Source organism: Streptomyces sp. NPDC030165 (assembly GCF_055573595.1).
Window position 1 is genome coordinate 267304 of record NZ_JBVIBD010000006.1, and the last position, 12691, is coordinate 279994.

A 12691-nucleotide genomic window follows, 5' to 3' on the forward strand; every position below is an offset into this window, starting at 1 on the left:
GCGGGTCCCGTACGCGCCGCGCACCACAGCTGGTGACCTGCGTCTCGTACGTATGGCCGACGCCCCCAGCCTAAGTCAGTCGCCGCGATCTCGACCCGGCCGGCTGCCCGGGAGCCCGGGGCCGCCCGCCTGGCGCGCACACCCCGGGCCGGGCGGCCAGCGCCCGCGCGATGGCGACGCGCTGCTGCTGCCCGCCGGACAGCTCGCGCGGGTGGCGCCGGGCGCACGCGGCCATGCCGGTCATCTCCAGCGCCTCGGCCACGCGCGCGGCGGTCTCGGCACGCGATGCGGTGCGCCCGCGCCGCGCCTTGAGACCGAAGGCGACGTTGTCCTCGACGCGCAGGTGCGGGAAGAGCGCGTACTGCTGGACGACCATGCCGATGCCGCGCCGGTGGGGCGGCAGCCCGGTCACGTCCCGGCCGCCGATCAGCACCCGCCCCGCGCACGGCCGTACGAACCCGGCGACCGCCCGCAGCGCGGTGGTCTTGCCCGAGCCGGACGGCCCGAGCAGGGCCATCACCTCGCCCGGTTCGACGGTCAGGTCGAAGGAGTCCAGGACGACGTTCCCGCCGTACGCGACGGAGACGCCGTCGAAGCGGATTCCGCAGGGGGCGGGGGTTCGGGTCGGGGAGGAGGCGGGCGTTGCGGTGACGGCGCTCATCGGGGGCGCTCCGGACGGGGGTCGTCGCCCGGTTGTTCGCGGCCGTCGAGCAGGGCGGGCAGGGCGGCCACCGAGCCGAGGACGTGGGTGGCGCCCGCGCGGCGCCCGGAGAGCATGTCGTACGAGGTGTCACCGGCGACCGCGACCTGCCGTACGGAGTCGGCGGCGCCGGTCCGCAGCAGCGCGGCCAGCACCAGGTCCGGATACGGCCGCCCGCGCCCGCCCGCGTCGGCGGGGCACAGGGTCAGTGTCACCAGGTCCCGCCAGCCGAGCGCGTCCAGCACCGCGTCCTGGGTGACCCGCGCGAAGCCGGTGGTCAGCACGACCGTACGGCCCGCTTCCCGGAGGGCTTCGATCGCCTGCCGCGCGCCGGGTACGGGCGCGATCCGGCCGCCGTCGACCAGTTCTCCGTACACCTCCTCGAAGGCCGTGTTGGCGCGCCGGGCCCGCTCCTCGTCCCCGAAGAGGTGCCGGAAGACGGAGATCTTGGACTCGCCCATGGTGGCGCGGACATACGCCAGTTGCCCGTCGTGCTCGGCGCTGCCCGGTACGACACCGAGCCGCCCGGCCGCCGCGCTGAACGCCTGCTCGACCAGCCCGCCGTCGGCCACCGTCGTCCCCGCCATGTCGAGCACGACCAGCGAAACCCGGCCGGTTTCCGCGCTGTTGGGTCCCACCGCTTTCACTGCCCTCACCACCCGATCTCCTTCGCCGTGTCCTCGGCCAGCGCCGGGGAGCAGGTCATGCCGCGTCCGCCCGGTCCCGCACCAGCCAGACGCCGTCGCGCACCCGCTGCCGGTGCACGACGCGCGAGGTGTCCGTGCACTGCGCGTACACCCCGGCCCAGCGGCGGCGTACGGCCGGCAGCGGGCGGCCGAGCAGGTCCTCGACGACTCCGGCCAGGTGCTCGTACGGGTCCTCGACGACGTCGAAACCGAACGGTGTGGCGTACTCGTGTGTGTCGCCGATGGTCAGGCCGCCGTCCGCGCGCTGCACCATGAGCAGCTGCATCCGGTGCTCGGCCGCTACGGGCGTCTGCGGCCGCGCCGCGGCCCACGCGTCCAACTCGGGCCCGCCGTACGCCGGGTAATAACGGAAGCTGTCCGCGTCGGCGACGGAGGTGGTCAGGGCCTCGCCGAGCGGCGCGGTCTGCATTATCTGGAGCCGGACGCGGCGCACCGGCAGGTCGGGTACCAGCTCACGCACCAGACCGCCCAGCCAGGCGCCGGTGCAGAGCACGACGGCGTCGCCCTCGTGCAGATCACCGTGGTCGTCACGTACGGACCGCTCGCCGACGACTGCGCGCACCTCGCGGCCGCCCAGGAAGGTGTAACGCCCGGACGCCGTCAGCGCCTCGCGCAGCGCGCGCTGGGCGGTACGGGGTTCCACGGCGGCATCCCGCTCACACCACAGCGCCCCGGCTAACTCGCCCCGCAGGGCCGGGTTCACGGCCCGCACCTCGTCGGCGTCCAGCAGCTTGAGGCCCCGGGGCGCGGCATCGGGACGGCGTACGGCGGCCTCGGCGACGGCGCGCTCGGCCTCGTCCCGTACGACGGTCAGCGAACCGTTCGCCCGGAAACCGAGCCCCGGAACCCTTTCCCCGATGCGCTCCCACAGCTCACGCGTCCGCAGCGCCGTCTCCAGCTCCGCCCCACCGGCCCGCCCACCGACCCAGACCAGCCCGAAATTGCGCACCGAGGCCCCCGCGCCTCGCCCTCCCGCTCGATGTGCACGACCTCATGCCCACGCCCGACCGCTTCCCGGGCGTGCATGGTCCCCAGCACCCCGGCTCCGACACCTATGACTCGCATGCCCCGAACGCTCGTGGGACCGGGTGCCCCGGGGCGGGCCGGGAGTCGACGCGGTCGTGAACGGGGGCGCAAAGTTGGCCTAGACCCGTTATCTTTCCGTGACCAGGAGAGGTCTGGGGCCGCCCGGGAGCACCGCCCCTTCGAGGGCGTTCAGCCGCCCAGACGGGTCGTGAACGAGAACCGGTCGCCCCGGTAGAGGGAACGCACCCGCTCCAGGGGGACGCCCCGGGTGTCCCGGGAGAGGCGGTGGATCAGCAGCATCGGCAGGGCGCCCGGTGTGCCGATCAGCAGGGCCTCACGTGGGGTGGCCAGGACGGTTTCCAGGCGTTCGTCGGCGTCGCCGAAGCCGATGCCCAGTCGTTCGTGGAGGTAGGCGTAGAAGGAGGAGTCGGGCTCGAACTCCGTGTCCAGGCGCGGTACGCGCGCCACGGCGACGTACGTACTCTCCAGCCCCACCCGCTCCTCGTCCGCGAGCAGCACCCGCTCCAAGTGCCACACCTCGTCGCCGACTTGCAGGCCCAGCTCCCCGGCCAGCTTGGCCTGCGCGGGGAAGCGGTCCAGGCCGACCAGGTGACGGCCCGGCCGCCGGCCCTGCTTCCGTACGCCCTCGGTGTAGCTCGCCAGGGACAGCGGCTGCTCCAGCTTGGGGCCCGCCACGACGGTGCCGCGGCCGAGGCGCCGCAGCCGCCCTTCCAGGTGGAGTTCGCGCAGCGCCTGGCGCAGGGTCTCGCGGGAGACCTCGAAGCGCAGGGCCAGGTCGCGTTCGGTGGGCAGCGCCTCGCCCTCGCCCAGTCCGGCGAGCAGCGCTTCGATCCGGACCTTCGCCGCGTAGTACTTGGGGATGCGTCCGTGCTCGGGGATGCCGGAGCGGATCGGTGCGCCAGGTTCCTGGCCGTTCGGGTAGTCCACCGGCCGATCCTCGCACCCTCGGGGTCGCGGGGGTCGGCGGGTTCAGCGCCGGCGGAGGTGGCGGGCCGCCGCCACGAGGAGCGCGCCGGCGGACAGGAACAGCAGAGCGGCGGCTCCGATACGGGTCACTGCCGGGGAGCCGGTGTCGGCGAGGTGGGGAGGGGGGCCGGGGGTGAGGGCAGGGGCCGGGGGTGGGATCGAGGTTGGGGCTGAGGTTGGGGGCTCGGTTCGCGTCGCGGGGGTGGGGGCGGGTTCGGGGGTGGCTGTCCCGGGGGCGGCGGCCACGGGGGTGATGGCCGCGGGGGCGACGGGCGCGGAGGCGACGGGCGCGGGAACGGCAGGCGCGAGGACGGCAGGCACGGCGGCTCGGGCCGGTGGCGCGCCGGTCAGGAGGGTTGCGGACAGCAAGGCCGCCGGGAGGGTGGTGCGCAGCGGTGCGCGGGGCGGACGCACGGGCATGACGGACGCTCCTGCTCGATCAGCTCAGGCGACGGGGACCACACCAGGCCGCTCGTATGACCGGTCGGTTCCGGACCTTGCCATGCGGGGGCGGCGCCGTGGCCCCGACGCCCCGGCGCGGCTCCCCGATCGCCCGAATGCCGCGCGTTCAGCGCAGTGGCGTCGCCGTACCGGCGCCGAACGGTGTCCCCGGCGTGCCGAAGAGCGGGGCCAGGACGAGGTGCGCCGCGCCGTCCGCGACCGTGCGTGCGCCGCCTTCGGCCAGCGCCACGGGGATCGCGGACGTGCCGCCGTCGCCGCGTACGCGGGCCTGTTCGGCCAGGGCTTCGGCCACACCGCGTACGTAGATGCCGGGCCGCGCCAACACCGTACGGCCGCCGAGCAGGACGCGGTCGATGTCGAGCAGTTCGACGAGGTTGGCCGCGCCGACGCCCAGGATGCGGGCCGCTTCGGCGGGCTCGCCGCGTGCCGCCCGGTCGAGGCACAGCGCCTCGACGCAGCCGCGCTTGCCGCAGCCGCAGCGCGGCCCGTCCAGTTGCAGCACCTGGTGGCCGAACTCCCCCGCGCCCGTCCTGGCCCCCCGGTACAGCGCGCCGCCGAGCACCAGGCCGGCGCCCAGGCCCGTACCGAGGTGCAGGTAGCCGAACGAGCCGCGGCCGCCCGGTTCGCGCTGGGCGAGTCCGAGCGCCGCGGCATTGGTGTCCTTGTCGAGGGCGACGGGGAGGCCGAGCCGTGCGGCGAGGGCGTCGCGCAGCGGGAAGCCGTCCCAGTCCGGGAAGCCGGTGACCCGGCGCAGCACTCCGGCCGCATGATCGAGCGGCCCCGGGCAGGCGGCGCCGACGCCCAGGACGCGCGGTGAGCGGGCCTCGTCCGGCAGTGCCGCGAGTTGTCCGGCCACCGTGTCGAGCACGGCGGACGCGCCCGCGCCGAGGTCCAGCGGGGCGGTGCGCTCCGCGACGGTGCGGCCCGCGAGGTCGGTGAGGACGGCGGTCAGCTCGTCGCGGTCCAGGTGCAGCCCGATCGCGTACCGGGCCTCGGGCACCAGGCACAGCACCGTGCGCGGCTTGCCGCCGGTGGAGGCGCGCCGGCCCGCCTCGGCCGCCAGGCCGTCGGCCCGCAGCCGGGCGGTGATCTTGCTGACGGCCTGCGGGGTCAGGCCGGTGTGCGCGGCCAGTTCCAGCCTGCTGACGCCCGCCGGGCCCGCCGTCCGCAGCAGGCCCAGCACCAGTGCGGTGTTGTGGCCGCGCAGGGCGGGCAGGCCGGCTCCGCCGCCGGGCGGCGCCGAGGCCGGTGCGGCGACACGTCCATCAGGGTCGTTGCTGGTCACCTGCCCATTGTCCGCATTGCTTGCACTTTGGCAACAGCGTTGCTTAAGTGGGTGGCATGAACGACTCCCCCGGCACTCCCCTCCGCGTCGGCCTGATCGGCTACGGCCTGGCCGGCTCGGTCTTCCACGCCCCCCTGATCGCCGCCACCGACGGCCTGGTGCTGGACACCGTCTCCACCGGCAGCCCGGACCGGCAGGCGCAGGCCCGCGCCGAACACCCCCAGGTCCGTACGGTCGCCACCCCCGACGAGGTGCTGGCCCGCGCCGCCGATCTGGACCTCGTCGTCATCGCGTCGCCCAACAAGACGCACGTCGCACTGGCACAGGCCGCGCTGGACGCCGGACTGCCGGCCGTCGTCGACAAGCCGCTCGCCGGGACGGCCGCCGAGGCCGACGAGCTGGCCGCCCTCGCGGACGAACGCGGCCTGCTCCTCTCTGTCTTCCAGAACCGCCGCTGGGACAACGACTTCCGTACGGTGCGCAAGCTGGTCACCGAGGGCGCGCTGGGCGACGTCCAGCGCTTCGAGTCGCGCTTCGAACGCTGGCGGCCGAAGCCGAAGGGCGGCTGGCGCGAGTCCGGCGACCCGGCGGAGATCGGCGGGCTGCTGTACGACCTCGGCAGCCACGTCGCCGACCAGGCGCTCGCCCTGTTCGGACCGGTCACCCTGGTCTACGCCGAGTCCGACGTGCGCCGCCCGGGCGCCGAGGCCGACGACGACACCTTCCTCGCCCTCACCCACGCGAACGGCGTCCGCTCGCACCTGTGGGTCAGCGCCACCACCGCCCAGCTCGGCCCGCGCTTCCGGGTGCTGGGCAGCCGCGCGGGGTACGTGAAGTACGGCCTGGACCCGCAGGAAGCGGCGCTGCGCGAGGGCCGCCGGCCGGGCGACGACGCGGCCGGCTGGGGCGTGGAGCCGGAGTCGGCGTGGGGCCGGATCGGCTCCGGGGAGTCCCCGCCGACCGGCGGCGGCGACCCCGTACCGACCCTGGCCGGTGACTACCCCGCGTACTACGCCGCCGTCGCGGAGGCGCTGCGCACCGGGGGCGGGCCGCCGGTGAGCGCCAGGGAAGCGGCGGACGCGCTGCGCGTCCTGGAGGCGGCGAAGACATCGGCGGCCGAGGGCCGCGCGGTCCGGATCGAGGAGACGGCATGAGCGGCACGAACGGCGTGAGCAGCGTGAACGGCACCGGCGGTATGAACGGTGCGGGCGGCAGCGGGGCGCTGCACGGCCTGGACGAGCGCGAGGCGGCCCGCCACCAGGTCCGCGAACTGGAGGAACAGGAACGCCGCCTGGTCCTGGACCGCTTCGGCAACGAGGACGCCTGGCGGCTCGGCTGCCTGCTGACGGACCTGGCGCGCGAGCGCGGCGCTGCCGTGACGGTGGACATCCGGCGCGGCGCGCAGCAGCTGTTCCACTGCGCGCTGCCGGGTACGTCGGCGGACAACGACGCGTGGATCGAGCGCAAGTGCCGCGTCGTCGAGCGGTACGGGGAGTCCTCGTACCTCGTCGGTGCCCGCTTCCGCGCCAAGGGCCGGACGTTCGAAGAATCGTCCCGCCTCGACCCGGACCGCTACGCCGCACACGGCGGCGCCTTCCCCGTACGGCTGCGCGGTACGGGAGTCGTCGGCACGGTCGCGGTCTCCGGCCTCCCCCAGGGCGACGACCACGCACTGGTGGCCGACGCCCTGGGACGCTACATCGAGCAGCAGCCGGCGGACTGACCCGCGGGTCAGCTGCCGGAGCGGCGGCGGGTGCGGATGATCAGTACGAGCACCACGCCGCTGACGACGGTCGCCACGGCCGCCCCGATGAACAGCGGATCGCGGAAGGTGCTGCCGCTGTGCGCCAGCTGGTCCCCGTCATCCGTCGGCCCCGGGCTGGGCACCGGTCCGCCGGAGGAGGAGTCGGTGGGCTCCGGGGTGGGGTCGGGGGTCAGGGTGGTGGTCGGTGAGGGAGGGGCGGTCGGTGACGGAGGGGCGGTCGGCTCGGTGGGGGTCGGTTCGGGGGTGGGCTCGGTGGGCTCCGGAGTCGGGCCGGTGGGGACGGGGGTCGGCTCCGTCGGGATGGGGGTCGGCTCCGTCGGGGACGGGGTCGGCTCGGGCGGAGTCGGTGACGGGGGCCGGGTCGGCTCCGTGGGCGACGGGGTCGGAGACGGCTCGGGCGGTGTGGGGCTCGGCTCGGTGGGTGACGGGGTCGGTTCGGTCGGGGACGGAGTCGGTGTCGGAGTCGGAGTCGGAGTCGGCTGCTGTGTCGGGTCCGTCGGGGACGGGCTCGGGTCCGTCGGGGACGGGCTCGGCTCCGTCGGGGACGGGCTCGGCTCCGTCGGGGACGGGCTCGGCTCCGTCGGCGAAGGCGACGGCTCATCGGTCGGTGACGGCGACGGCTCCGTGGGCGACGGCGACGGCTCGGTCGGCGACGGGCTCGGGTCCGTCGGACTCGGTGACGGCTCGTCCGTCGGCGACGGGGACGGCTCCGTGGGCGACGGCGACGGCTCATCGGTCGGTGACGGCTCGTCCGTCGGTGAGGGTGTGGGCGAAGGCGTCTCCGTGGGTGACGGGCTCGGCCCGCCGCAGTCCGGCAGGTCCCCGTTGAACGGGTAGTTGTGCATCTCCGCGCCGGACGTCGAGGTGTGCACCAGCGAACCGACCGTGAAGAACCGGCCGTTCATCCCCGGTACCGACACCGTCGTCGTACTGCCCTGCCGGCCGACCAGCACGCTCCCCTGGAACTGCGCGCCGCCCTTGAACTCCACGGTGTTCGCGTCCGGGAAGTTCCACAGCAGCCGCTCGCGGATGCCGGGCGGCTGGAGGTCGTGCCCGATGTAGGTGTTGACGGTGCGGGCGTCACCGAGCATGTTGACGAGGACGGTCGCGCCCGCCGGGATGCCCGTGAAGGTGATGCCCTGGGCGCCGCCGTTGCGGCCCACCAGGTCGAAGTCGACGTTGAAGACCTGGAGGGCGGACGTGCCGTCGCCGGTGAAGACCGTCGAGTAGCCCTGGTTGACGGCGGTGCCGGTCGCGGGCCGCGGGCCGTCGCCGGTCCGGGCGTAGCACCGGCTGCTCGCGGTCAGCTCGGGCACCAGCCCGCGGTACGGGTCGGCGACGCCCGGGCGCTGGTCCGACTGGGGACTCACCGTGCCGGTCAGCCTGCCTTCGTACGCGACGACACCGTGCGTGCTGCCCTCCTCGGCGAGCAGCCGCTGGCCGGGGGCGATGGTGACGTCGCCGCCCACGGTCAGGAAGTCGGAGCCGTTGGGCGGCGGCACCCGGGAGCCGACGCCGACGACGCCCACGTTGTAGACGCTGGAGCCGCCGGTCTTGTTCATGCTGAAGGTGCCGAGGGTGACGATCTTTCCCTCGGCCTCGGCGGCCGAGCCGCCGACGCGGAAGTCACCGCCGACGAAGATGTTGAGGTTCTCGTCCCGCCCGGCCACCGGTCCGTTGTTCGGATCGTTGTACGAGGGCGGGCACTGGCTCCCCCGGCACGGGCCGAGGCCGCCGGGCAGCGGGGCCGCGAAGCCGAACGCCGCGAACAGGCCGAGGAGCACGGCGGCCACGGCTCCCAGTGCGGCGGCACCCACCACATGGGTCCGTTTTGTCTTTTTTGCAGGCATATACGCACTATGTGCGCGGGTCGGCCGCGCAGCCGTCCGGCCCGCGCACCCGTACGGCGAGTCCCCCTGTCCAGCCGACAGCCGCCCACCGGCCACCCCGCCGCAACCGGAACCGGCACCGCACCGGCACCGCGACCCGCGCCTGAGAGGCCGTCAGGCGTCCTTCAGCTCCTGCCGCTGCCGCCCCAGGCCGTCGATCTCCAGCTCCACCACATCACCGGCGCGCAGATACGGCTTGGGCTCCGGGCAGCCCATCGCCACGCCCGCCGGTGTGCCGGTATTGATCACGTCGCCCGGGTACAGGGTCATGAACCGGCTCACGTAACGGACCACTTCGGCCACCGGGAAGATCTGCTCGGCGGTCGTGCCGTCCTGCCGCAGCGTGCCGTTGACCCACAGCCGTACACCCAGGGCCTGCGGGTCGGGCACCTCGTCCGCCGTCACCAGCCACGGGCCCAGCGGGTTGAACGTCTCGCAGTTCTTGCCCTTGTCCCACTGGCCGCCGCGCTCGATCTGGAACTCCCGTTCGGAGACGTCGTGCGCGATCGTGTAGCCGGCGACGGCGGCGCGGGCCTCCTCGTCGGTCTCCAGGTAGCGCGCGGTACGGCCGATGACGACGGCCAGTTCGGCCTCCCAGTCCGTCTTGACGCTGCCGCGCGGCACCAGCACCGTGTCGTCGGGGCCGACGACCGTGTCCGGCGCCTTCATGAAGACGATCGGTTCGGCCGGCACGGCGGCGCCGGTCTCGCGGGCGTGGTCGTGGTAGTTCAGCCCGATGCACACGATCTTGCCGATCCGGGCGACGGGCGGCCCGGTGCGCAGACCGGCCGGGTCCAGGGGCGGCAGCACGCCCGCGGCGGCGGCCGCCCGTATCCGCGCGAGGGCCGGGCTGTCCCCGAGCAGCGCCCCGTCGATGTCGGTGACCAGCGACGACAGGTCGCGCAGCACACCTTCCTCGTCGAGCAGCGCCGGGCGTTCCGCCCCCACCGGACCGACACGCAGCAGCTTCATCGGTACAACTCCCGTGGTCGAAGGGTCGGCCCGGGAGGGCTCCCCGGACCGGCCGATGGGGGACGGCCATCGAGCGATTCGGACGATCGTCCAAGAACGGCGTCCGCTCCGCAAGACCCGGTTCACGTACTGGACCGTTACCCGGCGGTACGGGCCGGAGCCCCTTCACCGGGCGTACGGTCCGCCTGGCCGCCCCGGGCGCGGTCCCGGTACAGCAGCGCCCGCTCGCACGCCGTCCACGCCGTGGTCGTCACCAGGTAGAGCGCGGCCGCCAGCGGCAGCACCGCGATGCTGACAAGCGTCCCGAAGGACAGCAGCGGCATCACCTTCGCCATGCCCGCGAGTCCCGGCACCGCGCCACCCTCGGCCGTACCCGCCTGCCCGAAGGCGGCGCCCATCGCCGGATTCTGCGTCATCGCCGTACGGGCCCGCCGGTAGTTCCAGGTCGCGACGGCGGCGGCCAGCGCGAACAGGGCGAGGTAGACCCGCCCGTGCGGCCCGAACGGACCGCCGTCCGCGAGGGCCTGCGACCAGTGCCCGCCGAGCGGCGCGCCCAGCAGTGTGTGCCCGAGCAGGCCGCTGCCGTCGCTGGTGAACAGGTGGTACATGACGAAGAAGACGGGCAGTTGCAGGAGCGCCGGCAGGCAGCCGGCCAGCGGCGAGGAGCCGGTCTCGGTGTACAGGGCGGCGGTCTCCTCGCGCAGCCGCTGCGGGTCCTTCGCGTACGTGCGCCGCAGCCCGGCCAGGCGCGGGGCGTGCGCGGAACGGGTCTTCTCACCGCGGGCGGCGGCGCGGGCGAGCGGGTGCAGGGCGGCGCGTACACAGAGGGTGAAGAGGATGATCACGGCGGCCGTCGCCGAGGCGCCGAAGAGCGGTGCGATGAGGTCGGCGGCCTGGGACAGCGCACTGCCCAAGGTGGAGAAAACGGACATGAGGGAGCCCTCCACGGGGTCTCGTCGTGCCGGGATACGGAATCGGCGTGACGAGCCGCGCGGGGCCGGAATCCCCGCGGGGTGCGAGGTGAGAGGCGCCTACGCGGCCGTCGGGAGGGGACGGCCGGGTGCCCTGGGCCGCGGGCGGCCCGCGGCGTCGGGATCACGTTGCGGCAGGAAGGCCGTGCGGCGTTCCCGGTCGCGCAAGGCGGTACGTACCCGGCCCGGCGGTTCGGGCCGGGCGAGCGCGGCGGCCAGGAAGGCGCGGCACAGCAGCAGTACGGCGGCGGTGGCCGCCGCGGAAGCGAGCGCGGGGGCCAGCCCGCTCTCGGCGAGGAGGAGCCCGGAGAGCAGGAAGAAAGCGGCGCCCACGGACAGCCGCCAGACTTCGGCGCAGCGCTGCACGTGCTCACCCCTTTCCTGTGTCCCGGCCTTTCCCGGGTCCGGGTCCGCCGCCGGTGTCCGCCCCAGGGTAACGACGGCACGGCGGCACCGGTTCCCGGCCCCGCGCAGCACAGGGGCACCGGCGCCCGCTCCCGCGCAGGGCGGGGGCACCGGCTCCTGCCCGCGGCGCCGCGGCCCCGGTTCCCGGCCCCGCACAGGGCGGCGGCCCCGGAGGGGAGCCCGGGGCCGCCGCGGTCCTGGTGTGCCCGTCACAGCCCGTTGACCCGGGCCTCCCTGGCCATGCCCAGCGGACGGATGGTGGAGGCGACGGCCCGCGCCCGGCGGCCGGCCCGTGAGCGGTAGCGCCGTACGTGGGCCATCAGGCGGCGGCTGCGCAGCGCCATCTCCAGCTCGAAGCGGGTGCGCGGGTCGCGCAGCGCGGGCCCGAAGAGCTTCTCGATCTGCCGCAGCCGGTAGCGCACGGTCTGCGGGTGCACCTGGAGGACCCGGGCCGCTTCGGGTGCGCCACCGCCCTCCAGCCAGGCCAGCAGGGTGACCTCCAGGCGTTCGCTCTGGCGTGGCGTCAGGTCGTCGAGCGGGCTCAGCCAGCGCGTGGACAGGGCCCGCGCCAGCGATTCGTCCTGGAGGAGGAGCAGTGCGGACAGGTGGTCGTCGACGAAGGCCGGGCGGGTGTCGGGGCCGCCGCGGCCGGGCGACAGGGCGAGCAGGGCGCGGGCCCAGCGCAGCGAGGAAGCGGCGTCGCCCGCCGGTACGGCGTGGCCGACCGCCGCCGCCCGGCCCTTGAGCGCGGCCTCCAGCCGGGCGCGGGTCTGCGTCCCGGGGTCGGGCACGAGCAGGCAGGTGTCACCGTCGACGGTGCCGATGAGGGCGTCGCCGAGGGCGGCGGCGAGCTGGGGGGCTTCGGCGGGCGAGGCGAGGGCGATGGCCTGGACGAGGGCCGGTACGGGCCAGCCGGCACAGCGGGCCACCTCGGCGAGGGCGACGTCGGAGACGTCCTTGGCCCCGGAGAGGGCGGCGAACATCTCCCGGCGGGCCGGGGCCACCGGCAGCGGGGTGACGACGAGGTCCTTGGGCCGTCGTACCCGCTCCGGGGTTTCCTGGTAGCCGAGCGCCACCAGCATGGCCTGTTCCACGGCCCGGCGGGCCTCTTCGGCACCCGTTTCCACGAGAAGTGCGGAAAAGGCGGGGAATCCGGTCCGCAGTTCCTCGGTCACCTTCTCGGCGAGCGCCGGGAGTTCCTTTCTCAGAACGCGGGTCCATTCACCACGGGGGCGTGACCAGATGCGGTTCAGGAGATCACACATCGCTACCTCGTTCCTGGCGTGATGCGGAGGGGGGTACGGCCCTGCTGTCCGGAGGCACCGTGCGCGGCGTGCACACCGTGCGGGGGTGCTCCGAGCGGTGATCGGGGGCGGTTGGGGGGTGGTCGGGGATGGTCGTGCGGTGTTTGCGGGTGTCGTGCGGTGGTCGTGCCTGGAGGGGCACCATCCGGAGTTACCTGGCGTAACTTCGATGCCGGTGCAGGAATTTGTCACAGCGCGATAAACCGGAGGACGCTCCG

11 protein-coding genes and 2 pseudogenes are annotated in these 12691 nt (G+C 74.7%); 2 read left to right on the plus strand and 11 right to left on the minus strand.

Features of this window, described 5'->3' with window-relative positions; genetic code table 11:
- Positions 1-139: 139 nt before the first annotated feature.
- The 6 genes and pseudogenes from ACZ4Z1_RS14295 to ACZ4Z1_RS14320 all read right to left on the minus strand — a co-directional run.
- Positions 140-661: pseudogene (locus tag ACZ4Z1_RS14295) on the minus strand (ABC transporter ATP-binding protein); the annotation flags it as partial.
- Positions 658-1356 (minus strand): HAD family hydrolase, encoded by a 699-nt coding sequence (locus tag ACZ4Z1_RS14300; RefSeq protein WP_468486874.1) that lies wholly within the window; start codon positions 1354-1356, stop codon positions 658-660. The gene ACZ4Z1_RS14300 and the pseudogene ACZ4Z1_RS14295, both read right to left, overlap by 4 nt.
- Positions 1353-2472, minus strand: a pseudogene (locus tag ACZ4Z1_RS14305) (TIGR03364 family FAD-dependent oxidoreductase). The gene ACZ4Z1_RS14300 and the pseudogene ACZ4Z1_RS14305 overlap by 4 nt, the downstream one beginning before the upstream one ends.
- A 150-nt stretch (positions 2473-2622) precedes the next feature.
- On the minus strand, positions 2623-3381 hold the full coding sequence (locus tag ACZ4Z1_RS14310; protein ID WP_468486875.1) for a GntR family transcriptional regulator: 759 nt from the start codon (positions 3379-3381) through the stop codon (positions 2623-2625).
- A gap of 42 nt (positions 3382-3423) precedes the next feature.
- Complete coding sequence (locus ACZ4Z1_RS14315) at positions 3424-3840, minus strand: hypothetical protein (protein WP_468486876.1); 417 nt, start codon at positions 3838-3840, stop codon at positions 3424-3426.
- 148 nt (positions 3841-3988) lie between these two features.
- Positions 3989-5167, minus strand: a complete 1179-nt coding sequence (locus ACZ4Z1_RS14320; protein WP_468486877.1) for an ROK family transcriptional regulator — start codon at positions 5165-5167, stop codon at positions 3989-3991.
- A gap of 56 nt (positions 5168-5223) precedes the next feature.
- Here ACZ4Z1_RS14320 and ACZ4Z1_RS14325 point away from each other — a divergent pair, with 56 nt between their 5' ends.
- A complete protein-coding gene (locus ACZ4Z1_RS14325; RefSeq protein ID WP_468486878.1) occupies positions 5224-6321 on the plus strand; it encodes a Gfo/Idh/MocA family oxidoreductase in 1098 nt (365 codons plus the stop codon).
- Between the two features lie 41 nt (positions 6322-6362).
- Complete coding sequence (locus ACZ4Z1_RS14330; RefSeq protein WP_468487024.1) at positions 6363-6890, plus strand: heme-degrading domain-containing protein; 528 nt, start codon at positions 6363-6365, stop codon at positions 6888-6890.
- A gap of 8 nt (positions 6891-6898) precedes the next feature.
- On the opposite strand, the gene ACZ4Z1_RS14335 is transcribed toward ACZ4Z1_RS14330, so the two are convergent.
- The 5 genes from ACZ4Z1_RS14335 to ACZ4Z1_RS14355 all read right to left on the minus strand — a co-directional run bounded on the left by ACZ4Z1_RS14335 (position 6899) and on the right by ACZ4Z1_RS14355 (position 12434).
- Positions 6899-8749: a choice-of-anchor A family protein gene (locus ACZ4Z1_RS14335; RefSeq protein WP_468486879.1), complete on the minus strand. Its 1851-nt coding sequence runs from the start codon at positions 8747-8749 to the stop codon at positions 6899-6901.
- Positions 8750-8935: 186 nt separating this feature from the next.
- Positions 8936-9793: a fumarylacetoacetate hydrolase family protein gene (locus tag ACZ4Z1_RS14340; RefSeq protein ID WP_468486880.1), complete on the minus strand. Its 858-nt coding sequence runs from the start codon at positions 9791-9793 to the stop codon at positions 8936-8938.
- Between the two features lie 137 nt (positions 9794-9930).
- Positions 9931-10725: a YidC/Oxa1 family membrane protein insertase gene (locus tag ACZ4Z1_RS14345; RefSeq protein WP_468486881.1), complete on the minus strand. Its 795-nt coding sequence runs from the start codon at positions 10723-10725 to the stop codon at positions 9931-9933.
- A gap of 99 nt (positions 10726-10824) precedes the next feature.
- The gene (locus tag ACZ4Z1_RS14350) at positions 10825-11130 is read right to left on the minus strand and encodes a DUF6412 domain-containing protein (RefSeq protein ID WP_468486882.1); all 306 of its coding nucleotides are present in this window, start codon (positions 11128-11130) and stop codon (positions 10825-10827) included.
- Between the two features lie 248 nt (positions 11131-11378).
- Positions 11379-12434 carry a PucR family transcriptional regulator gene (locus ACZ4Z1_RS14355; RefSeq protein WP_468486883.1) on the minus strand — a complete coding sequence of 352 codons (1056 nt, stop codon included), beginning with the start codon at positions 12432-12434 and terminating at the stop codon, positions 11379-11381.
- Positions 12435-12691: the final 257 nt, after the last annotated feature.